Annotated in this window: 24 protein-coding genes; 17 read left to right on the top strand and 7 right to left on the bottom strand. The window is 43.1% G+C overall.

Going from position 1 to position 26762, the window contains the following annotated elements; translation table 11 throughout:
* Nucleotides 1–120 precede the first annotated feature (120 nt).
* Nucleotides 121–1005 carry a LysR family transcriptional regulator gene (locus tag MHI01_RS03370; RefSeq protein WP_340982522.1) on the top strand — a complete coding sequence of 295 codons (885 nt, stop codon included), beginning with the start codon at nt 121–123 and terminating at the stop codon, nt 1003–1005.
* A gap of 111 nt (nt 1006–1116) precedes the next feature.
* Nucleotides 1117–1581, top strand: a complete 465-nt coding sequence (locus MHI01_RS03365; protein WP_340982521.1) for an NUDIX domain-containing protein — start codon at nt 1117–1119, stop codon at nt 1579–1581.
* A 161-nt stretch (nt 1582–1742) separates the two neighbouring features.
* Here MHI01_RS03365 and MHI01_RS03360 read toward each other — a convergent pair whose 3' ends face one another.
* Nucleotides 1743–2090 carry a winged helix-turn-helix transcriptional regulator gene (locus MHI01_RS03360; protein ID WP_221821145.1) on the bottom strand — a complete coding sequence of 116 codons (348 nt, stop codon included), beginning with the start codon at nt 2088–2090 and terminating at the stop codon, nt 1743–1745.
* Nucleotides 2091–2223: 133 nt separating this feature from the next.
* Here MHI01_RS03360 and MHI01_RS03355 point away from each other — a divergent pair, with 133 nt between their 5' ends.
* Together MHI01_RS03355 and MHI01_RS03350 are read left to right on the top strand one after the other, a co-directional pair.
* Complete coding sequence (locus MHI01_RS03355; RefSeq protein ID WP_340982520.1) at nt 2224–3138, top strand: DsbA family oxidoreductase; 915 nt, start codon at nt 2224–2226, stop codon at nt 3136–3138.
* 116 nt (nt 3139–3254) lie between these two features.
* A complete protein-coding gene (locus tag MHI01_RS03350) occupies nt 3255–3827 on the top strand; it encodes a hypothetical protein (protein WP_282321392.1) in 573 nt (190 codons plus the stop codon).
* Nucleotides 3828–4460: 633 nt separating this feature from the next.
* Here MHI01_RS03350 and arfA read toward each other — a convergent pair.
* On the bottom strand, nt 4461–5954 hold the full coding sequence (arfA, locus tag MHI01_RS03345; protein ID WP_340984821.1) for an arabinosylfuranosidase ArfA: 1494 nt from the start codon (nt 5952–5954) through the stop codon (nt 4461–4463).
* Between the two features lie 224 nt (nt 5955–6178).
* On the opposite strand from arfA, the gene MHI01_RS03340 reads away from it, so the two are divergent.
* Nucleotides 6179–7096, top strand: coding sequence for an ArsR/SmtB family transcription factor (locus MHI01_RS03340; protein ID WP_076253086.1), 918 nt, complete (start codon nt 6179–6181; stop codon nt 7094–7096).
* Nucleotides 7097–7227: 131 nt separating this feature from the next.
* Entirely contained in the window at nt 7228–8352 is a 1125-nt protein-coding gene (locus MHI01_RS03335; RefSeq protein ID WP_255319837.1) for a phosphotransferase enzyme family protein, read from the top strand.
* A gap of 98 nt (nt 8353–8450) precedes the next feature.
* Here MHI01_RS03335 and MHI01_RS03330 read toward each other — a convergent pair whose 3' ends face one another.
* Complete coding sequence (locus MHI01_RS03330; protein ID WP_127548602.1) at nt 8451–9302, bottom strand: AraC family transcriptional regulator; 852 nt, start codon at nt 9300–9302, stop codon at nt 8451–8453.
* Nucleotides 9303–9478: 176 nt separating this feature from the next.
* On the opposite strand from MHI01_RS03330, the gene MHI01_RS03325 reads away from it, so the two are divergent.
* Nucleotides 9479–10885 carry a family 4 glycosyl hydrolase gene (locus tag MHI01_RS03325; protein WP_340982519.1) on the top strand — a complete coding sequence of 469 codons (1407 nt, stop codon included), beginning with the start codon at nt 9479–9481 and terminating at the stop codon, nt 10883–10885.
* An 87-nt stretch (nt 10886–10972) separates the two neighbouring features.
* On the opposite strand, the gene MHI01_RS03320 is transcribed toward MHI01_RS03325, so the two are convergent.
* Nucleotides 10973–11860, bottom strand: a complete 888-nt coding sequence (locus MHI01_RS03320; protein ID WP_340982518.1) for a LysR family transcriptional regulator — start codon at nt 11858–11860, stop codon at nt 10973–10975.
* 385 nt (nt 11861–12245) lie between these two features.
* Here MHI01_RS03320 and MHI01_RS03315 point away from each other — a divergent pair, with 385 nt between their 5' ends.
* The 3 genes from MHI01_RS03315 (at nt 12246) to MHI01_RS03305 (ending at nt 14575) form a co-directional block, all read left to right on the top strand.
* Entirely contained in the window at nt 12246–12992 is a 747-nt protein-coding gene (locus MHI01_RS03315) for an acetoacetate decarboxylase (protein WP_340982517.1), read from the top strand.
* A gap of 14 nt (nt 12993–13006) precedes the next feature.
* Nucleotides 13007–14038 carry a ketopantoate reductase family protein gene (locus tag MHI01_RS03310; RefSeq protein WP_340982516.1) on the top strand — a complete coding sequence of 344 codons (1032 nt, stop codon included), beginning with the start codon at nt 13007–13009 and terminating at the stop codon, nt 14036–14038.
* A 294-nt stretch (nt 14039–14332) separates the two neighbouring features.
* Nucleotides 14333–14575, top strand: coding sequence for a hypothetical protein (locus MHI01_RS03305; protein ID WP_340982514.1), 243 nt, complete (start codon nt 14333–14335; stop codon nt 14573–14575).
* 178 nt (nt 14576–14753) lie between these two features.
* Here MHI01_RS03305 and MHI01_RS03300 read toward each other — a convergent pair whose 3' ends face one another.
* Together MHI01_RS03300 and MHI01_RS03295 are read right to left on the bottom strand one after the other, a co-directional pair.
* Nucleotides 14754–16472: an AraC family transcriptional regulator gene (locus MHI01_RS03300; protein ID WP_340982513.1), complete on the bottom strand. Its 1719-nt coding sequence runs from the start codon at nt 16470–16472 to the stop codon at nt 14754–14756.
* Between the two features lie 172 nt (nt 16473–16644).
* The gene (locus MHI01_RS03295) at nt 16645–17487 is read right to left on the bottom strand and encodes an ABC transporter substrate-binding protein (RefSeq protein WP_340982512.1); all 843 of its coding nucleotides are present in this window, start codon (nt 17485–17487) and stop codon (nt 16645–16647) included.
* A 609-nt stretch (nt 17488–18096) separates the two neighbouring features.
* Here MHI01_RS03295 and codB point away from each other — a divergent pair.
* Nucleotides 18097–19374 (top strand): cytosine permease, encoded by a 1278-nt coding sequence (codB, locus tag MHI01_RS03290; RefSeq protein WP_340982511.1) that lies wholly within the window; start codon nt 18097–18099, stop codon nt 19372–19374.
* Entirely contained in the window at nt 19343–20611 is a 1269-nt protein-coding gene (locus MHI01_RS03285) for a cytosine deaminase (RefSeq protein WP_076253096.1), read from the top strand. The genes codB and MHI01_RS03285 overlap by 32 nt, the downstream gene beginning before the upstream one ends.
* A gap of 86 nt (nt 20612–20697) precedes the next feature.
* Here the strand turns inward: MHI01_RS03285 and MHI01_RS03280 are convergent, their stop codons facing one another.
* Nucleotides 20698–21822, bottom strand: coding sequence for a GerAB/ArcD/ProY family transporter (locus MHI01_RS03280; protein ID WP_036615711.1), 1125 nt, complete (start codon nt 21820–21822; stop codon nt 20698–20700).
* 131 nt (nt 21823–21953) lie between these two features.
* Between MHI01_RS03280 and MHI01_RS03275 the strand changes: the two genes are divergently transcribed.
* From MHI01_RS03275 to MHI01_RS03255, 5 genes are all read left to right on the top strand, one after another.
* Nucleotides 21954–22916 (top strand): helix-turn-helix transcriptional regulator, encoded by a 963-nt coding sequence (locus MHI01_RS03275; RefSeq protein ID WP_340982510.1) that lies wholly within the window; start codon nt 21954–21956, stop codon nt 22914–22916.
* 170 nt (nt 22917–23086) lie between these two features.
* A complete protein-coding gene (gene map, locus MHI01_RS03270) occupies nt 23087–23827 on the top strand; it encodes a type I methionyl aminopeptidase (protein WP_036615705.1) in 741 nt (246 codons plus the stop codon).
* 170 nt (nt 23828–23997) lie between these two features.
* A complete protein-coding gene (locus tag MHI01_RS03265) occupies nt 23998–25236 on the top strand; it encodes a DUF418 domain-containing protein (protein WP_340982509.1) in 1239 nt (412 codons plus the stop codon).
* Between the two features lie 490 nt (nt 25237–25726).
* A complete protein-coding gene (locus MHI01_RS03260) occupies nt 25727–26098 on the top strand; it encodes a DUF7674 family protein (protein ID WP_340982508.1) in 372 nt (123 codons plus the stop codon).
* Between the two features lie 206 nt (nt 26099–26304).
* Entirely contained in the window at nt 26305–26511 is a 207-nt protein-coding gene (locus MHI01_RS03255) for a hypothetical protein (protein ID WP_340982507.1), read from the top strand.
* Nucleotides 26512–26762 lie beyond the last annotated feature (251 nt).

Here is a 26762-nt window from a genome sequence, read left to right as displayed (position 1 = left end):
TGATTCTCCTTATAAAATAGTAATAACTTGATTTCACTCTACAATACGTCTATTATCAATTCAACGAAACGTTATCGAACATATCATTCATTTATTTTGAACTTAGGAGGTACCTGACTCATGGAAATACGCCAGCTAAAAACCTTTTGGACACTTGCATCGACCTGCAGCTTTAGTCAAACTGCTGAATTATTGAGCTATGTACCGTCTACCATAACCATGCAAATCAAATCGCTGGAAGAAGAGCTCGGGGTGAAATTGCTGGATCGATTAGGCAAAAAGGTTGTGTTAACAGATGCTGGCCAACAGTTTCTGCCGTACGCCACTAAGATTTTAAACGATGTAGAGGAAGCAAAGTGCATATCTAGTCAGCACGGAGAATTGGCGGGAACGGTTGTGATCGGAGCAGACGAAGTGCTGTGTGCATATCTTCTTCCAGCCTTGTTCAAACGCTTCCGAGCGGACTATCCTGGTGTGCGGTTATTGTTCCGCCCCTTGTCTGGGCAAGAGCTCAAATCGAGTCTGAGAGAAGGGCATGCCGATGTCGTTTTTGTATTGGATGAGCCTATTAATTCTAAAGACCTTCAGTCAGAGTTATTAAAGGATGAGACCTTTCAAATGGTGGTTTCTCCCGATCATATGTTAGCATCGCGTTCCGCGTTGGTCATTGATGACTTCCACAAACAGCATTTTTTGCTTACCGAAAAGAACTGTTCGTATCGCACTCATTTTGACCAATCCATAACGAAGAAAGGTGTGGATGCTCTGACAGAGCTGGAGTTTCATAGTGTAGAAGCCATTAAACAATGTGTTGTGGCTGGTCTAGGGATCGCTTTATTACCTGAAATGGCTTTGAAGAAAGAGTTGAGAGAAGGGGAAGTGGTTGCACTGCCGTGGGATTTATCAGATGTATCCTTTTCTGCGCAAATGCTCTGGCATCGGGAAAAATGGATCTCTCCGTCCATGGCTGCTTTCATGGAGGTCGCCAAGAGTGAGTTGATTTGATTGTTCAGAATTTGTTTAGATGTATGTGTTAAAATATTCTTCATGGAGATCGTGAGGTTAAATGGAATCAACCTTCAACAACATGATACAGATATATATGGGGGATTAGCAATGGAGAGAAAGATTAGAAATTCTGCAAAAGCATTGATCATTAAAGACGGGAGAATGCTTGCAATGAAGCAGGATGATAATGATGAAGTCATCTACATTCTGCCTGGTGGGAGCCAGAATGCAGGTGAAACCCTGACGGATGCGGTGAAGCGTGAAGTTGCGGAAGAAATCGGAATAGATGTAGAACCGTTATCACTGGAATTCGTAATTGAAGGGGTATACGGTGAAGCTCTTCATCGTGTAGATTTTGTTTTTTTATGCGAGTACATAGGTTTGATAGACCAAGATAGTTCTATTCTGCCAAGTGACGAAAACCAGGTGGAATATGAATGGCTCGAAATTAAAGATATATACGAACTACCTTTATTTCCTTCAAAATTACGAAAGCAGATCATTAGATTGGTTGAGGGAGAAAAAACGGTTATGTATTTAGGAAATGAGGAAGATGACGACCTGAATAGTTAGATGTGTACACGTCGTAAACAAGCGACCGTCTTGTATTTATAAAGGAAAGGCTGTTTCAAAGGACATAATGGTCCAGTGAAATAGCCTTTTTGTCGTTGAACAAAGTGTACAGAGCGATTCAAAATGAACATCTATGCTAAGGGGTTACATTAGGCCAGGAGTTATATATCTTGTTGCTTCACGCCTGCTTTCATATTTTTCTGACCCCACATTACCATGGATTCAATTAAAGGAACCAATTCCTTGCCTGATTCTGTGAGCGAATACTCCACTCTCGGTGGCACCTCGTTATATTGCTCCCGATGCACGATGCCGGAATGAATCAAATCCTTCAAACAGTTCGTTAACATCGTTCCGGTAATGCCAGGCAGTCTTCTTTTTAATTCATTGTAACGTATACAGTCATTTTCACTGAGGATTGCCAGAATCGGAAGATTCCACTTGCCTCCAATGACCTGAAATGCATAAGTCGCTGGACATAACTGATCAAAATTAAACTCGTATTTCACTTGATACCCTCCAATAGTATACTTTTTGATACTAAGTCAGAAAAAGAATCGTACTTGTTCAGAAGATTGTAGACATTATAATCAAACTAACACAAGAAAATCAATTCATAAGACAATATAAAGGCGGGATAACGTGAGTAACGAATCTATGATGTGTGATCTGGAAACAGGCGTATGTGGTGTGAACGAAGAAGAGGCGATGCAAGAAATCAATCTGAATCATGTTGAGAAAAGGATAACTCTATATTACGCAACAGATCCGATCTGCTCTCACTGCTGGGCGCTTGAGCCTGTGCTTCATCGGTTTATTGAGGAATACGGCCATTATTTTACGCTGCAAATCAAAATGGGTGGGCTACTGGCTAACTGGAATGGTTTCTCGGATGGTGCTAACGGGATTCAGAAACCTTCGGACGTTGCAGCGCATTGGAAGGAAGTGGGTGAGCATTCACGCATGCCCATCGACGGTTCCTTATGGCATGATAATCCAATACTTTCTTCCTATCCGCCATCTCGCGTATTTAAGGTCATTCAGAGTACACACTCTGGTAAAGAGCAGGACTTTTTAAGACGTGCGCGTGAAGCCGTGTTTGCATTTAATCGAAATATTGGAGAAGATGATGTGCTGACGGATATCGTCAATCAACTGGGCTTGAATGGAAAAGAAGTGGTTGAGGCGGCTGCACAGCAATCTGCACAAGATTTATTAGAGGAAGACTTTGAGATTGTCGCTAGTTTGGGAGTTAGAGGTTTCCCATCTATTATCATTGTGAATGAAGAGAACCAGGGTATAAAAATTGTCGGAGCCCGTTCTCTTGAAACATATGTGCAAGCACTTCAGCAGGTGCTTGGTGGTGATCTGAAACCCAAACAGATAAACTCGTTGGAGCAGAAAATTAATGAGGGACACCTTCTTTTTTCTAAAGAAATTGAGGTCTTGTACAGTATCGAAAAGAGTGATATTGAATCATATGTGAAATCTGAATTGGCAGAGCACACATATCGTATGGGTCATATTTTGAATGAGATATATATTGAGCATATCTGAGACAGGAGCCATGTCAGAATCTTCCTGCTTTCGGCACACGGATGTGTTATTCGCACAGGCAAGTCGTCCACCCATTGCGTAGACTGAAGTAGATCAAGTCAAGTGAGGTGAATTCCATGGCTAAAACCAATGAAATACACGTCCGGGTGAAACGGCTCAAGGATCGCCCAGTCTGCGTGACTCTTCATAATGGCGAGACGTACGTCGGGTACATCTCTGGTGTTAACAGCGAAGGCGTAGTGCTTACCGGGGGCGGAAAGCTTACTCAGACCGCAATCACAGCACCCTCATCTGAAGGCAGTGCTCGCAAAACCAAGCCTAAAGCAGGGGCTACGAGAAAAACAGCATCCTCTCGAAACCGTAAACGGGTGAACAGCACACGTAAGTCGCAAGTACGATCCCGGTCGATGTCTCGCTCAACGTCTAGGCAAGCCCAGGTATCATCTTTCATGCCTATGCTAGGCTCACTGTTAGGTGGCTTTGGCGGTGCAGGGTCGATTGGAGGTATGTTAGGCGGTGGCATGCGGTTGTTTGGCATGATCCAGCGGTTTACACCTGTGGTCAAAATGGGGTATGGCATGATTAAGCAGATTCAGCCATTTATGGGGGCAGTTCAAGGGCTGATGACTCCAGCAAGCCAAGCAGCTCAGGCTGAAACCGAAGTTGAAGAGGAAGCACAACAAGGATAATACTTGAAATGAAAATCGTGAATTAGAACACAACCTTCGTTGCATTTGGGAAGGAAGCATTGCTAGTGTGTTGGGTGATTTGATCTCTTTCTGATCTGTTCTGTTCCTTATCTTCTTCTCTGTTCTGTTTCAGCTTCTTCGCTAGATGCTTCACTGCAAGCTGCTCTCCGTACGCCAAACGGAGGGTGGCTTATTTGCTTATGCTGTAAATGGGGTTCGAACCAGCTCGATTTAGCATGCTTGCTTAGCGCTAACGAACCTCAGAAACCGTATTCGAGTCAATATCAAGCCATTAAAATTCTAACGAATATGACAAACCCTATTCGCTGCAAAATGTAAGATATAGTGTGAAAAAGGGGCTGATTCTGCAGCATAACTTCTCCTGTGTTCGTTAGAATTAATATCCGCCCGAATGGGTTAAATAACACTCCCTGTGTTCGTTAAATTCGTTCGTTGCGAGGAATAAAAACTGAGGTTTCAAATACGCGTCTAACATCTAACTTTGATACCATGTAGTTCGGTAAACTACCCTCATACAGCAAAAAGCACCGCGCGCAGGGAGCTGCACGCGGTGCGGAAAACAATGCTGATGTTGCAGAGTAAGAGAGAATTCTATCCCGCTCTTATTATTTATTATGCCTGTTTGGTTTTGAGGCGAATCACGTTCCATGATGCTTTGTTCAAGACTGCTTGCACTTTACCCTGGTCAACCGTTGTATATCCGCCGTTGTGAGGAACAACGTTACGTGGGTTTTCTTTGGTATTGGTGGCTTTCAAGTCGTTGTTCTCCAATACGATATGCTCCACAAATGTCGTTTCTCCGAAGGAACGCAGATCCACATTCAGTTCCAACTTCTCATCCAGATGTCTGTTCACCGCAAAGATTGTGATCGTGCCGTTTTCTTCATCATGCACACTGATCGCTTCGAGATAAGGCACATCTGTAAAGTCTTTGGAATCATATTTAGGTGAAGAGGTAATGGATCGCAACACCGTACCACGACCGAAGTTGGATGCGTGCATGAATGGGAAATACGTCGTCTGGAACCAGATTGCTCCGTTATTTTCCGTCATGATTGGTGCAATGGTGTTAATCAACTGAGCAAGGCAAGCCATTTTTACACGGTCGGCGTGCTTGAGTATGGTAATCAGATAACAGCCCACGGCCAGTGCATCTTCATGTGTATACACATCTTCAAACTCTGGAGGCGCAATCTGCCAGCGTTCTTCCATACGGCTTGTGCCGATGGATTTCCAGACATTCCATTCATCCAGAGACAGCATTAATTTCTTTTTGCTGCGTTTCTTGGCTTGTACAAAATCACAGATTGAAGCCACACTATCAATAAATTGATCCAGATCCAGCGATGTCGCCAGGAAGTCATACGTGTTGTCTTTATTATTGTTGTAATACTGATGCAGGGACAAGTAGTCCACATTTTCATAGGTGAGATCCAGCACGGTTGCTTCCCAATCTGCAAATGTACTCATGTCACGGCTGGAACTTCCGCAAGCCACAAGCTCAATTTCCGGGTCTACCCATTTCATCGCTTTAGCGGTCTCATTGGCAATACGGCCATATTCATATGCAGTCATTGCACCAATCTGCCAAGGGCCGTCCATTTCGTTGCCTAGACACCAGGTTTTGAATTTATGCGGGTCCTTGTAACCGTGAGAGATACGCAGATCACTCCAGTATGTGCCAGATGGGTGGTTGCAGTATTCGATCAGGTTTCTGGCCGCATCAATGCCGCGAGTACCCAGGTTTACAGCCATCATGACTTCGGTTCCAACCAGTTTGGCCCAATCTGCAAATTCGTTTGTTCCTACCGCATTTGTTTCAATCGTCCACCAAGCGAGTTCAAGTCTGCGTTTACGCTCCGCTACCGGACCAACGCCGTCCTCCCAATTGTAACCGGATACGAAATTGCCGCCCGGATAACGAACAATTGGCACATTCAAAGCTTTAATCGCTTCAATGGCATCCTGACGGAAACCTTGAGCATCTGCCGTGGGATGACCTGGATCATAAATTCCGCCGTATACGGCCCGTCCCAGATGTTCTATAAATGAACCATAGACACGCGGATCTACTTCAGCAATCTGAAAATCTTTATCGATAAGCATTTTGGATGTAAGCAATGGGAAAACCTCCATAGAATTAATTTTAGGTGTGTAATAAACTTTATTTCAAGATGAGTTCGCATAAAAGCAAAATCAACAGATTGATTTGTTATCTAATGTGTATCATAATGCTATTATGTTGAGCAAGTTTATTTCGCAGGGTTCGCTAAATAACGAATTCTAAATCAATAATATATGGATTCTATAGAGATAGGGAAGTGAAGTTCATGATGCTTGGCACGGATGCCACATCCTTGATCATATATGAGGCGCTCGCCAGCGAGGCCCGTTTAAATATCGTTCGCTTATTATTGCAAAACAGGGAAATGCATATCAATGCGCTTGCCAAAGAGCTGTATCTGAGCAAAGCCATCGTTAGTACACATGTGAGCAAATTGCAGAAAGCGGGCATCGTAGGCAGCCGCATGAAGCGTGAGAACGGTGGAACGTATAAATACTGCTTTATTCTGCAAGAATTTATGACTATCAATCTCTCCCCTGAACCAGTTGATGCTCCTTATCATGAAGTCTCTATTCCGGTAGGTCAATATACAGATTATGAAGCATGGCCGACCTGCGGGATTGCGACAACTACGCAGATGATTGGACAGTACGACACGCCTGCCTGCTTTATGGACCCGGATCGGGTCAATGCAGGTATTCTTTGGTTTGCACAAGGTTTTCTGGAATATAAGATCCCCAATTATCTGAATACAGAACAGCATCTCCAGGAAATTGAAATTTCACTCGAACTCAGTTCGGAAGCACCCCAAGTTAATGAAAACTGGCCTTCTGACATCCGTTTTTCCCTTAATGGTCATCACCTCGGAACCTGGACAAGCCCAGGGGATTTTGGAGATCGGAAGGGCAAACATACACCGTTATGGTGGAAATTGGACGTCAACCAGTATGGTGTACTGAAGGTGCTGCGTATTAACGGAGAAGGGACGTTTATGGATAGCCAGCGCATCTCAGATGTGCGTATCCATGATCTGGAGCTGGATTCATCCACTTACTGGACGTTTGGATTAAGACCGGAAGAAGGGGTGCCCGGTCGAGGCGGACTTACGTTGTTCGGGAAAGGGTTTGGCAACTACGATCAGGACATTTTGATACGGTACTATTACGAGGCTGCTGAGTTATAAATTTGGCTAGTAAAATGTGGAATATTAGGATAAGATGTAACCATCTGAACAAAAAGGAGCGTTTTTAAATGTCTAACAAGGTGATTTTGCTTTAGGTTCACAGAAGGATATTTGCATTACAGAGATTCCTTTTGTGGACATTGCACTGCGGGAAACCGTCCAAACAATGTTTACTGGAGGAGATTATTATTAATTTTAACGAAGCTGTTAACATCAGCAATACACATGTACTGACGCTGGTACCCGAGTTGTTTCATCTGGAGGGTTACAATATTCAGCTTATTCCGCCTCATGAGGGTGGACGTAATGTCGTTTACACTTGCGAGCAAGAGGGGCGTGAATCGCTAATTCTACGGGTGTCTTTTTTGCCTGACAGAAAGCGGGAAGATTACATTGCCGAACTGGAGTATGTCCGGTATCTGTTTGAGCACGGTGCAAGTGTCTCGAATGTAGTTAGCTCGAAAAAGGGTCATCTGTTAGAAGAGATCACTTATAATGAGCATACGTTCTTTATCTGTATGTTTGTAAAAGCCAAGGGGAAGTTGCTGGTAGAAAACCATTATCAGTACCGTGAAGGGGTCCCACTTAGCGAATACTATTATAATAGCGGAAAAGTTCTGGGCAGGATGCATCAACTATCGAAAGGGTACACTCCCGTCCATCGCCGGCATCATTTGATTGACAATTACAGCGGTGAATATATTGATAACCTGGTACCTGAATCATTCCCTCTGCTTAAGGAGAAGATGGTTGAGCTCCTGAATACCTTACAAGGTTTGGATACAAACCAAGAGACATTCGGCATGATCCATTTTGATTATAACGATGGAAATTACTCGATCGATTTTGATACCGGTGAGATCACCGTGTATGATTTTGATAATTCATGCTTCGGTTGGTATATGTATGATTTGGCTGATCTATGGTCACATGGTATGGGCTGGATACAATTTGAGCCGGATGCGGATAAACGCAAACAGTTCATGGATGACTATTTCCAAACCGCCCTCGCTGGATATACTTCCGAAACCAAGATCGAAGATTCGATGCTGGAGAAGCTGCCTTTATTTATTCAAGTCACTCTCTTGGAGAATATTCTAGGTCAATTTGAGGAAATGCAGCGTGCTGGCGAAGAACCGGAAGCTAACGAAGAACTGTTGTATCTCATTAAATGTCTGGAAGAGGATATACCGTATAAAGGATTTTTCCATGAGATGTATTCCACTGAAGCTCCTTTTGAGTACGAGGGACGCTGAAGGGACCTGTACGTAAACTAAACCCTGAATAACCAAGGATTCATCAAGTGCGGAGGCAGCCGGATCGACCGGTTGCCTCTTTGTTTGTCTGCGGTATGTTATTCAAATTTGGAAGGGGGCACGTTGTAGAATTTTTTGAATGCTTTGGAGAACGTAAAGGGATCGGGATAACCCAGAAATCCGGCAATTTGCTGGATCGTATATTTTTTCTCGTACAGATAGTCTCTGGCCCGGTTCATTTTGATCTGATTGATATACTGCCCCGGTGTAATACCGAGAATTTTTTTGAACAAAGAAATAAAATATTTCTCAGAGACGCCAGCAATGTCTGCAAGTTCGTTAACTCGGATGGCACGATGCAGATTCGCATCCACGTATGGGAAGACATTTTGCAGAACTTCCAGACTTCCTTCGATCTTCTTCGGTTTTCGGTCTTTCAGAAACTCACCGTGATACAGGCCTTGCCCGTGTAATTCTAAAATTTTGGCGATGACGAGAAGTAGAGAGGCTTTCAAATAAAGTGGACTGGCGGAAGCGCCGCCACTCTGCTTGAATCTTCGATAGGACGAGGTGAATAGCGTTGATTCCTCTTGAATCAGATTGCCAGGTACGATGCCCGGGAGCTGAAACTCGCCGAGAATTCGCTTTTGCTCAGCGATGCTGAAATCAAAGTGCATGTATACGAATCGGCACATCTCTCCGGTCGTGGAAGCAATATAGGGCATATCCGGATAAAAAAACACCACGTCACCCGGGCCTGCGATATGCTCGATTCCATCGATGGTAATCTGGACGGAGCCTGCTGTAATGAACCACAGATCATAATCGGAATGAGCCTTGTGCTCCGTCCAATTACTGTCGTGCGTTTGTTCCAAATAAGAGCTCATGCGAAGTGTGATATACTCCGAAAGTTCGTCGATTATACTCATATTTACAGTTCCTGTGTGCATCTAATCCAACCTAATCCTCTCGACTTTATGACATCCTTTATATTTTACTATCATAACAAAGGATTTATCTCTTGTTAACTATCGTACGATATGACATGTTTTGAAAACTATCACACATTCCGATTCCAGCTCACTCACCTATAATGAACTTATATCGTTAAGAGGAGGGGTTATTGATGAATGCTACAAGTACACAACATCCAAAGGTAGTTGTTATTGGGGCGGGTAGCCTGTTTTTTGGTCGTCAGTCCATCTGGCAGATGGTACACTCCCCATATTTGAATCAGGGAACGCTGGCTTTGGTGGATACGAACGAGGAACGGCTCTCAAAAATGGTAAAACTAGCGGAAATGGTCGCCAAGGAGAACAACGTATCCCTAAAGATTGAGGGCTCGGTGGACCGAAGACAGGTGCTTCCTGGAGCCGATTTCGTTGTACTCAGCTTTGCGGAAGAATCGGTGAAATATCGGGGCATCGACTGCCAGGTTTCTCTAAAGTATGGGATTCGCATGTGTTCCGGTGATACGATTGGCCCGGGCGGGATCTTTCGCGCGATGCGGGAACTGCCGGTTATTATGGAATGCGCCAAAGACATAGAGGAGCTGTGTCCAGATGCGTGGGTGATCAATTATATTAACCCGTCTACCGTTCATGGCATCGCATTACATCTATATGCTCCGAAGCTTAAATCGTTTGCGCTGTGCGATAGTCATCATATGCCGCATAAGAAAGCCTATTATGCCGTACGAGCCGGAATCATCGAAAATACAAGCCAGTTTACCGCAGGAATAGACCAGAAATTCGATTTTCGTATCGCGGGTGTTAATCATTTCACTTGGCTGCTCAAAGCCGAGTATGAAGGAAACAATGTGATGCCCACAATCGCAGAAGCCATGCGCAAGATGGCAGGTGATGAAAATAACGGAGGTGATCGCGGCGCAAAGGCTCTGTATAACGATACAATTACCTATGAACTATATGATATTTTCGGAATCATTCCCACTTGTACAGCGCATACAAAAGAATACGTTCGGTATTGGCAGGGTCTTGGCAAAACTGCGGACACCATCCCGCCATTATCGATCTGGGAGACAGAGGACAGATATGAGCGTCATGATGAAATGTGGCGTCAGGTGGATGACTTTCTTGCAGGGAACATCCCGATTGCCGATTATATGAGCACCTTCGGACCAGATCATGCGACTGACATCATCGAGAATATGGTCGGTAACTTGGGCAAAAAGTTCTTCATCAATACGCTCAATCAAGGCTCCGTAACCAATATGAATAACGATTCGTTTCTGGAACTCCTGTGCGATGTAGATATGGATGGAGCGAAGCCACTCCATGTAGGCGAGATGCCACGCGGAATTAGAGGTATGCAAGAACTTGTACTGGATACGCATGAGCTTACAGTTGAAGCTGTGCTGGAACAGAGCTACGAGAAGCTGAGAAGGGCGATGCTCACTGACCCGCTCGTGAATTCCATCAGTGACGCAGACAAGATCATCCATGAATTGTTGGAACTGGAGCGTAAGATGATTCCGGACGTTTGGTACAAGGATAGACTGCAGTATAGCTAAGAACGATAACGATCAAGGACCACATCGGTTCCTTCAAAGGGACTAACGTGGTCTTTGTTTTTATCGTTTGTCATGTATCAAGAAATCCTACTCCACTTTAAACAATCCAGCATGGTCTTCATAGTACGAAGTAATAAAATCACGAAATTCTCCAACAGCAGGAGATAACCATTTTTGTTTGACCCAGGATAGGCTAATGGGATATATGGCTGAATCATCAGCAATTTTTACATAACGTAACCCCAGTGCTCTACATACGGAGATCGGAATTAATGCAACACCTTGATTAAGGCTGATAATTTCAAGCAGGGTATGAGAATCGACCTCAAATGCATGATTGGGAAGGAAACCTGCTTTTTCACAGAGCATAGTTGTAAAGCGGCTGTACTCCTTATTATCGGCAAGGGAAATAAAGGGCTCATTTGCAACAACACTTAATGAAATGCTTGTTTCTCCGCCGTATGCATGATCCGTGGGCACAACAAGAACAATGTCTTCCTCAACAAGAACAACACTCTCAATCTCCTCATCCTGAATCGGATGCCCCGTAATGCCCAGATGCATGTCACCTTTCTTCAAACCTGTAATAATTTCACTGCGGGTCCCAATACCCTGATGAAGCTTGGTTTCAGGGGAACCGTTGATATAGTCACTAATGAGACCTGTGAGGAACCGAGTATTCGTAATCGAGATCCTGATTGTATTGGAAATTTGCTGTTCCTCCGCTTTAATCTCCATTTCTGCATTTTCAATTTCAATAAAAATCCTGTTCACATGTTTCAATAAAATTTCACCTGAGGAATTCAATTGAATGTTTCGTCCTCTCCTGTGGAATAAGGGGGTACCCAGTTCATCCTCAAGTCTTTTAATCGTTAAGCTTAGGGAAGGTTGAGCAATATTCAATTGGGCAGCTGCCTTGGAGATATGTTCAGTATAGGCAACGGTCTGAAAGTATTTGAGCTGAAGCAATTCCATTTATCTGCACTCCTTATTTATTCTGATAAATATATATAGTACTTATTATGTATTATATTAAATTTAAATATTGATGTAGAATTTTTTTATGAGATACAGATCAAATTTTAAATAACAAAAACCTGACTATATAAGTTGAACTAATCATTTACACAATAACGGAGAGGACAGAAAAAACCTGAAAAAGCGAAGCGTTCTCCTAAAAGCTTTCTGAAAGAAAGCTGCATCGGAAGCATAAGCTATCAACGGATTTTCACCTTTAGAAAAGGGAATCGAAAAATCTGGGGATAACAGCGATTGGAAGGTTGTTCTGTCATCGTAGTGTCAGTGTAAATAATCTTTAATTCAACTTATATAGAACCAAAACATAAGGTAGGTGTCTTTGATGAAAATCGATGTGAATAACATAGCTAAAAATCTGAATACACCCCTAACAGCTCCGGCATATCCAATGCCACCGTACAAATTCGTGAATCGTGAATATTTGAATATTATTTACCGGACCGATGAAAAAGCGTTGCGGGCAGCCGTACCAGAGCCTCTGGCAATTACGGAACCTTTGGTTAAATTCGAAGTGATGTGGATGCCAGATGTTTCTGGACTGGGTGCATATACAGAAGCTGGACAAGTCATTCCTGTGCAATTCAATGGGGAGGAAGGCGATTATGTGCATTCGATGTACGTAGACAATTTCCCCGCGATTGCGAGTGGTCGAGAGCTCACGGCCTATCCGAAAAAGCTGGGCGCACCCAAGTTGTATACCGATTCGGATACACTTGTTGGCACACTTGATTATGGAACGCTGCGTGTAGCCACGGCAACGATGGGCTATAAACATGTGGAGTTGGATAAAGAGTTCGCGAAACGTGAAATATGCCGACCTAATTTTATGATTAAGATTGCTACCGACTATACCGGGAATTTAAGAATATGTGATCTGATCCGTACTCAAATTACGGACATCGAAGTGAAGGAGGCCTGGACAGGACCTGCCCGGCTTCAACTGTTCGAACATGCGTTGGCACCTCTTGCAGATCTGCCTGTGCTGGAAGTGTTGTCCGCTTCTCATATCCTTACCAACCTAACCTTAAACGCAGCACAACCTGTATATAACTACCTGGAAGAGAAATAAGGAGGAAAAATAAAATGAGAATTGCAATTGTAGGAGCAGGATCTTTGGGAACCATCGTGGGTGCATACCTTGCGGATGGTGGACTTGACGTTGAGTTAATTGATGCATATCAAGAACATGTAGATGCTTTAAATCAGACGGGTGCTAAAGTGACGGGTACCACAGAGTTTCAGGCCAAAGTAAAAGCAATTACTCCTGATCAGAAATCAGGACAGTATGACCTTGTTTTACTTTTAACCAAACAACTCTACAACGATTCCATTCTTCAGGAATTACTTCCATTCTTGAAAGAAGAAAGTATGGTGTGTTCGTTGCAGAACGGGATTCCGGAAGAAAAAGTGGCGTCCATTGTGGGTGAAAAACGTGTCATTGCTGGCTCCGTTGAATTCGGCGCTACGTTCATTGAACCAGGTGTATCAAGTCTGACTACCGAGTACACTCAATTTAAGCAGTATGCTTTTCAGATTGGCGAATTAAATGGTGAAATTACCGAACGAATTCAACGCGTAAAATCGGTGTTGGACCTTGTGGGTGGAACTCATATTTCCGATAACCTGGTTGGAACCAAATGGTCCAAATTGCTGATCAACAATGCATTTAGTGGTTTATCGGCTGCATTGAATGGGGAATACGGAGACATTATCGATCATGAAGCCGGCATTGTGAGTGCAGCTCATATTGCGGACGAGACGATTAAAGTTGCTCGCGCCAATGGGGTTACCTTGGTTAAAATGAATGGATTCGACATCGCTTCACTCGAACTGAACAGCGAAGAAGATATCCCTGAACGGGTGAAAACATTACGTTACGTGATGGAGCCCTCCAGACTGCTCAAAGCAAGCATGCTTCAAGATCTAGAGAAAAACCGCAAAACGGAGATTGATTATATTAACGGGGTTGTTTCAATCAGGGCAGAAGGTACCGGAATTGCGACACCTTATAATGATTTAGTTGTAAAACTGGTCAAATCTGCTGAAGAAACTCTTACCGTTCCTGATTTTGACACGAACATAAAAGTTTTTGAAGAACTATTACGTGCACAATAATAAATTCAATTATTTCAACTGAAAGTCGCTAATATAGCGGCTTTTTTGTTGTATCAGTAAATCTAGTCAGGCTTGATTTTGCGACAGATAGAGTATTCTTCGTGATTTTTGTTCCCTAATATTATACAAAAAGAGGAATTAAATTTGATATAATATAGATTTGCTGGTTATTTTTCTATTCGAAGGAGATACATATGAGTAAATCTTGGGGGGAATTCGGGTTTTATTTGGTTGTATGGGACATACATTATTTATGTTCTTGCAAACAGACTTGATGATGAGGTAGAACTAGTTATGGAGCAAATTATGCAGAAATATAAGCGAAGAACAACACAAGCACAGTTCAAGGCAGCTTACGGATTATATCGCAAGGATATGTTTGCCATTCGGCAAGCTGTACCTCATATCGGCTTATCGGACTACCGTACATATTACGAAACCATTCTACTCTTGGAAGACGGGAAAAGTGAAGATGCGCGTGAAAGACTTCAATCCATTAAAAAACAGTGGATGCGATCAACATTGCTCGTGTATTGAACTCAAAGCAGAAAACCGCGATACCGCTATTCAGCACGCGCATGAAGCACTTAACTCTTCCAGAGGTGTTAATCGTTATGTTTTATATAAGGGATATGAAAGAGTATTACCAGAGGTAGTTGGACACATATCGTAAGATGGTGAAAATCTTTCGAAAAAATAAACCGTGCTTCACGGTTTATTTTTTTTCATTTGCTAGCAGAGGTGTGAGTCCATCCTTAGCAAAAATAGAGGGTAGAATCGTCAATAACCTCTCACGGGTAAGGGGATCATCGTAGTTCCAGCCAGCTTCTACTATATGTACTTTACTGGGTAACAACATGCCAACCAAACTTTGGAGCGGAGAAGGTATATTTACATTCATCTCCTCCTGAGGTACCATCACGAAGTTTCGATCTCCACCGTATTGTGTGATTTTATTGTGATCGATTTGTATCCAAGGTCTGCCATTAATGATCAGTTGATTTACGGATTCGGTGGGTCGAAAGCCAAGTGATTCATACAGGGTAGCGGCAAATCCCGTCTGTCCCATAACATATATGTTCTTACCCAGCACCAGATAGACAGTTGCTTGTTCTCCTGCAATATAATCATCCGCCAATTGTCGCCGGATCCTCCTGACACTTTCCTCATAGCGGTCGATCCACTGTTCAGCCGTTCTGCTTCGACCGAAAAGATCCGCAATATAACGAAGACGCTCAAAAGTGCTGGTTGATTCGCGATAGACGATGGTAGGGGCAATGGCATCCAGTCGAGGTAACTGCTGCTCACTATAGTTGCCTAGCAGGATAAGATCAGGCTTCAGCAGGGAGACTTGTTCCGGTGCGGCTTGCAGTCCAATGTCAGGGATCTGAAGCAGTTTGTTCCGATATATGACTTGTGATTTCATTGTAGTTATACCCGCACCGACTGGACGGATACCGATAGCAAGCAACTCACCAAGGGTGTTGGTACCTGTGGCCACGATTCGTATAGCCGCATCAGGGAGCGAAATCTGCCTGCCGAGGGAATCGGTGATCGTTCTTTGCCTGGTATTTCTTTGTATATTGGCGTATTCCCGTGGAGGGTGTCCTGTGAGCTGATGAAAGCGCCGACTGAAATAATACTCATCCTTAAAACCGACTTGTCTGGATATTTCACGCAAGGTATCGCTAGAACTGGACAATAGCTTTTTGGCATGCTTGACTCTAAGCTCTGCCAGGTAATCGGTTGGTTTCTTACCAGTCATCACCTTAAACAATTTGCTATATTGCCATCGAACCATGCCGGCCATTTCCGCCAAAAGCTCTACGGTCAGATCTTCGTTGTAGTGCTGCTCCATATAGCTGAGTGTACGCTGTACCGCTTGATCATTTTGCACTGGCGGAGCAGCGCTTTCTAGCTGAGCCATCAGGCTAAGTATCAGTTGCAGCCGGGCCTGAGTAACTGCTGATTTTGAATGATGCGTAGGCGTGAATTTCTTCTCCTGCAACCGATTTTGCTTGTTGGATTGCAAAGGCAGCGGAGAAATCCAGTCCTCTCCTGCCAACGCCAATTTTATAGTAGAAAGAGACAGCCTGTAAGGAAAGCCCAGAATAAGAGGAGGGCAAGCCGGGAGCAGATTCGACTTATCCACCTGAAAAGCAAGAAAGGTAAACCGAGCTACATGCGCTTGCTCTTTTATCGTTTTGAGAATGTAGGATTGCTGAGTAGGGAGCAGAATACAACTGCCTTGGCTCAGATCTTGGGAGATGTTGTTTGTTAACACCCGAATTCCATGATCCAGAGCAATAAGCAATGTATATTCATTGGCAGCGTTGCTCTTGATTGACGGATTATGATGATTGGTTTCCTGCAGTGGTGTGAGCTGAAGCAGATCATGCTGCTGCAGTTGGATGTATAGGGAAGCCATTTGCATTCTGGAGCACTCCGATCTAGTGATAATAATTCTCAATTACTAGTTTACCACATTTTACACGTTAGAGAATGTTTCGTTGCAGACCTTATTACACGTAGCAGAAGTTTACAAAATCCAAAAATCCCCCATAACCCAAAGGGGTTGGAGGATTTTTGACGTTATCTATGCGATATTATTGATTCATCCATTTCGGTAGTTCATCAAGCAATTGCTCCAGTGCCAGCAGGTTGTCGGTATTCCAATCGGCTGATGCTGTGTAAACGTGTCCTTGCTGAACGGCCGGCAATGTTTTCCATAGTGTGCTCTGTAACAACCGATCAGATTCAGCTCGACTTTCGTCATTATCCAGCGTTAGGACAAAGAGATGATCTCCTGCATAGTCCGGCATTAGTTCTTCCGAAAGTTCGACGAATGTTAGCTCCTTGTCGATAATGTTTTGCTGAATTGCTGGTGGAATTGCAAATCCGTGCTCTTGATACAAGACTACACCCAATGAACGATTGCCCATCACATAGAGCTGTTTACCCAACTGCAAGAAGATGGTCGCTGTCTCGCCCTCTGCCACATTCAGCTTGTCCCACATCGCTTCCGCTTTTGTATCAAATCTGCTGATCCATTGCTCCGCCTCATCCTGTTTGCCAAAAATGTTGCCAAGTTCGCGTACGCGTTCCGTAAATGGTAACGCCGAGTTGAACGGAATGGTAGGCGCAATCTTCGAAAAAGCGGTGTTTCGGTCAGCATCTTGGTTATAACCATTCAAAATCAAGGCAGGCTGCAAGGCTGTTATTGCCTCCAAATCACCAGGATTTCCGACATCATCAATACCTTCTAATCGGTCTACAATATAGCTTTCGGAAGCATGAATCAGATTGGCTCCAACGACGGAAATATCCATGGCCAGGAGATCTCCAAGTGTTGAACCAAGATAGATCACCCGTTGCGGCTGAGTGGGTATTTCAATCACTTCGCCTGTTTGGGTTGTATAGCTTTTTGTCGTTTGTTCGTTGGTCTTCACAGCTTCTTGTGAAGGGGCGCTTTCAGAACGGCTGCATGCTGCAAGGACGGATAGAAGAAGGAAGCATGCTCCCCATATGAATAGGTGTTTCTTAATTGTACTGTTCATCATTGTTTCCCCCTGAGTTCTCTTTTTCTCATTGATAACCATTATCAATTACAACGTAATTATAGGTGCCTTTTCAGCGGCTTACAATGAAAAAAACGCAGTGAATTTATTTGTACAAATGTCAATGCGTGCATCTATTTGTTCGTTGCTTTGTTTTCAATCCGCAGGTGTGTTGTCATCGGAGTATGCGTGATCAAAAACAGCTTGCTGTATAAGGAATTAATAACCTTTGGATAATAATGACATTGACAACTGTAGGTTTTTCCAAAATAATAGTATGTAATTGAATACTGGTACCTTTAATTCAGTCCAGAGAGGCTGGCAAGGGCAGCGGATTTCATAATCACGCGAGAATCAGGGCTTATCCCGTCATGGGATGCTCTGTGTCTTCGCGCGGATTATGATGCAAAAAGAGGCTACTTGTCAGTGTATAACTTGACGAGTAGCCTCTTTTTTCTGCTTTTTTTGGTATCAGATACACTTTACGTTGGGGGTATTCTGATGAGCAAACAAGATCAAGAGTTTTCATGGCAAGCTGTGCCGAAATCGCAAAGAAACCACTTTTGGAAGACGTTATCCGTCATGCTCGGTTTCACATTTTTCTCAGCAAGCATGCTGGCAGGAGGCACGTTGGGCGTAAGCTTGACGTTCATGGAGTTTATTGGCATCGTGCTTGCAGGCAATCTGGTGCTCGGTATCTATACAGGGGCACTGGCACATATCGCCGCCAAAACGGGCCTGTCCACACATCTGCTCGCTAAATATGCGTTCGGCGCAAAAGGGTCGTATCTGCCTTCATTCCTGCTAGGCTTCACACAAGTCGGATGGTTCGGAGTAGGCGTAGCCATGTTCGCGATTCCAGTCGCCAAAGCCATGGATTGGAACGTGTACCTGTTGATTATCGTGTTCGGACTTGCCATGACAGCATCAGCCATTTTCGGCATGAAGTCACTTGTCATTCTCGGATATATCGCGGTTCCTGCGATTGCCATTCTCGGTGGTTACTCCATGTTCGAAGGTGCAGGTTCGCTGGGTGGTCTGCAAGGGTTGCTTGATTACACGCCGACTCAGTCGCTTACCGCGGCGGCAGCATTAACGATCTGTATTGGATCATTCATAAGCGGCGGAACGCTGACACCCGATTTTGCCCGGTTTTCCCGGACATCAAAACAGGCAGTTACTGCAACAGTGATTGCATTCTTCCTGGGTAACTCACTCATGTTTCTGTTTGGTGCAGTTGGCGCAATGGCCTATAACCTGGCTGATATCTCGGAGGTCATGTTCCTGCAAGGATTGATCTTCCCGGCAATCATCGTTCTGGGCCTGAATATCTGGACCACCAACGATAATGCACTGTACGCTTCGGGTCTTGGTTTTGCGAACATCACCAAAATCTCAAAGAAATTCTTCGTTGTCGTAAACGGTATCGTGGGTACCGTATTCGCCATGTGGATGTACAACAACTTCGTCAGTTTTCTGAACGTACTGGGCGCGGCGGTACCATCGATCGGGGCTATTATTATCGCAGATTACTTCATTGTGAAACGTAGAAACTATAAGCCATTTGCCGACATGTCATTCAAAAATGTAAACTGGGTAGCGATGGTGGCTTGGGCCATCGGCGTGGCATTTGCCCAACTGGCTCCTGGCGTAACACCATTGAACGCACTGCTTGGTACAGCAGTGGCCTATATCGTCTTGATGCTGATTGTTCCTGCGAAAGAATCTAAAGAAATGGGGAAAATAAATGATTATACAGAACGCAAAATTGCGGGGTAAAGAAGGACTATGGAATATCGTTGTGAAAGACGGAAAGTTTGAACGAATTACACAATCGCTGGAAGTGACAGAGAATGAAGAGATCCTGGATGTCAACGGATCGCTTGTGCTGCCACCGTTCATTGAGCCGCATATTCATCTCGATACAACGCTCACCGCAGGCGAGCCGGAATGGAATCTAAGCGGAACGCTGTTCGAAGGCATCCAACGCTGGTCAGAGCGCAAGGCTTTCTTAACACATGAGGATGTTAAAACACGTTCCAAAACGGCACTCAAGTGGCAATTGGCACAGGGTATCCAGCATGTACGGACTCATGTGGACGTTACCGATCCAAGCTTGATCGCAGTTAAAGCGATGCTTGAAGTCAAAGAAGAAATGGCTCCATATATGGACATTCAGCTTGTTGCTTTCCCACAAGAAGGCATTCACTCTTATCCAAACGGGGCAGAATTGCTGGAAGAGTCACTGAAAATGGGCGTTGACGTGGTCGGCGGCATTCCACACTTCGAATTCACACGGGAATACGGCGTTGATTCAATGAAAGTTGCCTTTGATCTGGCCGAAAAATACGACCGTCTGATCGACATCCATTGTGATGAAATCGATGACGAGCAATCCCGTTTTGTTGAAGTCGTTGCCAAGGAAGCTTACGAACGTGGACTGGGTTCACGCACAACGGCAAGCCACACAACAGCGATGGGGTCATATAATGACGCTTATACGTACAAATTGTTCCGTTTGCTGAAGATGGCTGATCTGAACTTTGTCTCCAATCCGCTGGTTAACATTCACCTGCAAGGACGCTTCGACACGTATCCGAAGAGAAGAGGGCTGACGCGTGTCAAAGAGTTGCAGGAAGCAGGTCTGAATGTGTGCTTTGGTCACGATGACATCTTCGATCCATGGTATCCGCTCGGTACAGGCAACATGCTGCAAGTACTGCACATGGGGATTCATGCTTCGCAGTTGCTTGGTTACGACCAGATCGTGAATTCGATCGACCTCATTACAAAAAACAGCGCAAGAACGTTACACATTGAGGATGTATACGGTATTGAAGAAGGTAAACCTGCTAACTTCATCGTACTTGAAGCAGAGAACGAATATGAGGCTGTTCGCAAACAAGCTGGCGTACTTTATTCCTACAGAGGCGGCCGTAAAATTGCGGAATCGAAGCCGCGGGACACATCCATCATTTTTGAAGGCGGTACAGAAAAGGTTACTTTTAATAAATAATGAAGAAAATATACTCCCATTAAAGTCGCTATTTTAGCGGCTTTTTTTCTTTTTTGTACTGTCTACATACAATAAGAACCAAACATTCAGCTTGCCTTAAGTGCTTCACTAGAAGCCTGCTTCCCGCCTTTTTTACGAACAAAACTAATGATCAGCAGTAGCAGGGGTAACAAGCCAAATAAAAAAATGGACATATTGCCAAGAAAATCACCCAAAGCTAACGTTTCCTCCAGGTTTTTAGGCAAGTAAGCAATTACATACAAGACTGGCAACATGGCGAATTGTATGCTCGTAATATTTTTGAGACGAAATAAATCTCGGATCCCGATTGCCGCAAAATAGTGTTTAAAAGCATAGGTTGCAAAGATCTGCATCAGCCAAAACACAATGAACAGTGATTCATATCGCTCAAAAAGAAATCCCTCAATTTCAAAACTTCGAACCATGTCGAACGTTGGCCACATTCGTGTTTGAATTCCTGGCAAAGATAAGTTTCCTACAACGGTAACAATCGTGACCAAATATATGATCGTACAACTAAGTATGCTGTATATAGCAGCTTTATTGCTTGCTTTCACGTCCACCATGTAAGCTGTGATGATGAGTAAAACTTCATATCCAGAATAGGAGAGACACGAAGGTTTAAGACCCTTCAACACAGGCATGAATCCATCGCCCAAAAGTGGTCTGAGGTTATTAATTTCAAACATCTTGCTGCTTAAAAGGAAAACCAGCGCTAACAACACAAGCGTAACGGGCAACACAATTGAAAAGACCCGGATGATGACCTTAAGACCACCCGTTAACATATAAATACCAATCCACAGACTGACCATAATGGTGACCCAAGTAGGCGTGCGCTCAAGGATGTACATACTTGTAATTTCGGCCATGACTCTAACTTCGAATGAACAAAGAACAACAAAATACACGATAATTAAAAGTCCCAATAGATAAGCAATCCACTGACCTGTGATTTCGGGTATAAATTCGAATACCGTTTTACCGGGGAACCTACGACACAAGGTTACAAGAAGAATGCTGATTGTGGTTACAATTAATCCTGATAAAATGACAGAAATCCATACATCTGGTGTCCCTACTGCTTTACTAATTGTGCGAGGGAGTGTTAGAATTCCAGCTCCGAGTATTGAATTGATAACTACAATAATTACCTCGGAGGTATTAATATTAGATGTGGATTGCTTCATTTGGCCTTCGCTCCAAACCGGAGAATATATTTCTAGGTAGTATCGCCCAACGAAGTTGTTTTATGTAAAATAAGTTGGACTGATATAATGTAGAGATATCCAATAATGAACTGAAGATAAGGATGTAGGTTATGCCAAAGAACGATAATATGTTAGCGATTCTATGGATGCTGAATTCAGGCACCAAAGTAACTGCAAAACAGATGTCCGAAAAGTTAGAAATCAATATAAGAACCGTATATCGATATATTGATGCATTATGTGCCAGTGGAGTACCGATCATTTCCGATACAGGTCACAACGGCGGGTATAGCTTGCTGAATCAGCACATCAAGGCACCTCTGTTATTTGATATTGATGAAAAAAAGGCACTTCTCCAAGCTGCTGTGTTTGCAAAAGAAGCTGGATATCCTTTGAGTGAGGCATTGGACAATGCAACATCCAAATTGAAAATGTATACAAATCAGGATCAGGAAAACACACTTCGCCGTCATTTAGCCGGGTTTAACGTTATCAATCGCATGGGAGATCCATCGGTTCAGCCGATCTTGGCGGAATTGGAGCAAGCCGTGGCTAATCATTGCTCTGTCGAAATTGATTATCTCAGAAGCCGTGAGGAACAACCCAAGAATAGAGTAATAGACCCATATGGAATGGTTTACTGGAATAATAAATGGTATACCATTGCGTTTTGCCACTTGAGAAATGAATTTCGCAGCTTTCGGGCAGATCGTATTCTGCGAATCAAGCTTACTCCGCTCCGCTTTAAGCGTTCGGAAGCTTTTTCAGCCCGTGAATTTTTTCTGCAAAATTTATTACCTGATGTAGGGGGCAAAGAGGGGTTAATCTCCTTGGTTATCGAAGGCCGATCAGAGGCATTGGATGACTTGGGGCTGCATTGGTTTATGGGACATTATCTGAAAGAGCGGACTTCTAATCAAGCCATCTTTTTATTTGATGAAAAATCAATTGATACATACGTCCCCTATTTTCTCCTATCCTATGGGAGATCCATTCAAGTCATCGAACCACAGCGCTTGAAGGACAGACTTGTTGCTGTTGTATCCGAGTTAATGGAGTACTATCAACTTTAACAGCTTCACTGACAGCATTTGAACTCATCGGATTTTGATCAGGGAACTTGATAAAGAACTTGATAAAAAAGTTGCGAAGCTTTGCTGCTTTGGATATGATTATCTAATGTGCAATCAAAGATAACACTTATGTAATCAATTAATGATAAAAGATAGTGAGGTAAGAAAAAATGATCGCAAGAACAGAAGAAGATTTTAATGGCTTGAAGGAAATTGGCAAAATTGTAGCTTCTATTCGAGATGAATTGGTTCAAAGAACCATCCCAGGCATAACGACTAAAGAACTTGATGATTTGGCAGGAGAGCTTTTTGAGAAAGCTGGCGCAGTTTCTGCTCCAAAAAGTGAATATAATTTCCCGGGATTTACTTGTATTAGTGTTAATGAAGAAGTGGCACATGGTATTCCGGGAGATCGGGTTATTCAAGAAGGGGACATCGTCAATATTGATGTGTCGGGCTCCAAGAACAGTTATTTTGCAGATACGGGACTCTCGTTTGTCGTAGGCGAAGGTGCAGAAGTGTTAACGAAAATATGCGACGTTGTTAAATTGGCATTTGAAGCAGGTCTAAAAAAAGCAAAACCGGGCTCTAAAAAAAGCGGGATCGGAAAAGCCGTATTCCAAACTGCTAGACAGCATGAATTAACGGTTATCAAAAACCTTACAGGACATGGTGTTGGACGTGGAATACACGAAGCACCTGACCACATCTATAATTATAATGATCCATCGGATGATGAATTGTTAAAAGAAGGTATGGTTATTGCATTCGAGCCATTTATCTCAACTTCAGAAGAAGAAGTAGTCCAAACTGGAGATGGGTGGACCTTTGTTACTAAAAACAGCTATGTAGCTCAAATAGAACATACCATTATACTTACTAAAAATGGTCCGATTATTGTCACTCTTTAAGGTGTTCAAACTGAAAGTCGCTAAATTTAGCGACTTTTTTTGTTTTTGTTTTATTGGTACGTCAAAGTAAATCAAAATATAAACGTTCGCTTATTAATTTATGTTGAAATTATGGAAGGATTTAACGTATATTTAGATCTGATCTTTATGTTATAGACAGAGGTGATTGATTGAGCACATCAAAAAAGCGCGTTCAAGTCATTGATGGACTGCGTGGATTCAGTTTGGTCGGCATTGTGCTGGCGAATATGCTGGCTTTCCAATATGGAATGTATGGCCAGAGCAAACCCCAACTGTTCGGGATTGGCGGAGCAGATCAGGCTTTCCTCTCATTCCTGCTGATCACTGTGGTGGGAAGTTTTATGCCGATTTTTGCATTTATGTTTGGCTTTGGAATGGTTAAGCTCTCGGAAAGCCTAAAATCACGAGATTTACGACCAAAGTGTCATCTGGCACGCCGTTTTCTACTACTGTTTGGAATCGGATTACTGCACATCATCTATCTGTGGGAAGGGGATATCCTTACATTTTATGGTGTACTCGGTTTCTTCTTGCTCATGTTCCTTAATCGGAAGCCCAAAACGCTGCTCATATGGGCGGTACTGCTACTCATGGGAGCGGGCATACTTGGTCTCCCGGCATCTAATCCGATGAACCCGCTGGCGATTGAGTCCATTCATATGGAGAACTACATCATTCAAAGTCAGGATGTATACGGCAACGGCACATACGCGGAAATCAGGAATTTCAGTAATAACGGCGATCCATTCGGCGGGGATTTGGAGCTGTCATTTACCCTGATAGCCCTGATGTTAGCACCACTCATGACGGTGCCGATGTTCCTGCTCGGCATGCACGCTGCCAGAATAGGCACGTTTAGCGATCCCCAAACGATGCGAGCTATATATCTTCGCCGGGCATCATTATTGATTCCGGTAGGTTTGATACTCAAAGCATACGGTGTATTGGCACCACAATTGGGTGCGGAAGGTTGGCTCGGAATCGGAATCGGGGGGACGCTTGGAGGAGCGTTGCTTGCACTCGGATACATATACGCATTCGCGCTGTTGTATGCTGGAAACCGCCGTTTCAGCCTGATGGGCAGGTTCGAGGCGGTCGGCCGTCTCTCGTTGACGAATTATCTGATGCAGAGCGTAATCTGTACAACAATTTTCTATGGATATGGCCTGGGACTGTTTGGAAGTGCTGGCGTGTTTATCGGAGCAATTATTGCGCTTGCTGTCTACGTTATTCAATTGTGGCTCAGTCCGCTATATCTTAAGAAATTTAGCAATGGACCTGTCGAGTATATCCTACGGATTTGGACTTATCTGTCCTGGAAAGGGCAGCCAAGAAAGAAGAAAAGATCAAATTTAACTACGAATGAAAACGCGCCTGGTGTCCAGTAAGCATAAAGTGTTATCGTGAAACGCAAAAAGAAGCTCGTTCCACCAAAAGAAAGGGCTTCTTTATACCGTAACGATCATCTTCCTAATGTTTCCTGTTATAATTAGTAATTATTTATAGTTTCAACATATCAACCCTAATACATAAGCTAACTAATATAGTGCGGGCAGTGGTAAGGTAATGCGAAATGAAAGATGAAGCATATACATTCAACTGTTTCCACTCAAGCTTGAAAGGATCATTATTGTGCTAAAAATAATTAATTTTCTTCTTTTCTTGCTGATCATTTGGGTAGTCATCTTTTATCCTTTTCGTTTTGCTTGGTTTGAAGGTTTGAAACAGATTCCTGCAGATCTTCATGTTATTTATTTACTTTTCTTGTTCTTTGGGTATCTGATCTGTTCATCGGCTATGGGACTTATGGTTGGCAAGATGTTTTTTAAACGAAAAGAACAGTGATTATGTGTAGGTAGGAAGTAGGGAGCTTGGACAATGGACAAAGGTATTTTAATCAATCAATTCTTAGAACTTTTTCCTGAATTCCACGATTGTTATATAGAACATTTGGATTTATATCAAGAGTTTCTAGGACATGTGTTTTTTGGTGATGAAGTGGCTACTTATGTTGAAGGATTGCTTCGTGAAAATGATGATACAGAACAAATTGAGAATTTTTTCAATTTTTTTGAATGGATGGCAACTCAAACGAGCCTTTATATTGTACAAGTGTTATCTACTACAATTTTGTATGATCTAGGTGGGCATACCGATATTTTGAAAAAAGCTCAATGTTATATGAAGCCGCATACTAAAAGACTTTCTCAAGAAATAGAAGATCTGCACTCAGGGAAATATTTTTCATAGGATACTCTGCTGGAGATTAGGTATTCAAGAGTTTAAATCGTTGGTTTTATAATATCATTCAAAGTCGCTAAAGCAGCGGCTTTTTTTGTTTATTCATGTAATTGCCTATCTAAAAGATTGAGGGGAAAGAACTTATTTCAATGATTGATTAGATAATTTTTGCTTTGAATAGGCCTCCACTCGCATCAACCAGTGGGGTGGAAGCAATGAAGGAGTTTGCTACATTACAGCCTTACGCCTGTCCTGCCCAGATTATTGACTTGGGTAGTGACTCAGCGAATCTGGAAAAGATTAAGGATGCGAGACCTGATGTCATCGTAACCTTTAATGGTTCGGTCGATACCATATATTATGAGTTGATGTCGAGGGACAAGAACATTGTGTCATTTCGGATTAGATTGAAGCGTGGTTGACCACTTTCTTGAATATGCCTTGGATGATTTTATGATTCGTATATTTGTTCCTATTAGATAAGTTGATACATTTACCTGAGGATTTGAGCCCCAGCGCTAATAAATGTTCTATCGTCGTTGATATTTAAAAATTCCTACTCAAAAATGTGAAAATGAAACACTTATTTTTAGTAGATATCCCAAGATTTTTTGAGTAAGGAGTTTCTATTATGCACATAATAATAAGCCAGCTATTATATTTAATAGCTGAC

This window comes from Paenibacillus sp. FSL M7-0656 (assembly GCF_038003225.1).
In the GTDB taxonomy this organism is placed as follows: Bacteria; Bacillota; Bacilli; order Paenibacillales; family Paenibacillaceae; genus Paenibacillus; species Paenibacillus amylolyticus.
The sequence above is the reverse complement of the archived record's forward strand: the minus strand, read 5'-3'. Positions and strand labels throughout refer to the sequence as shown.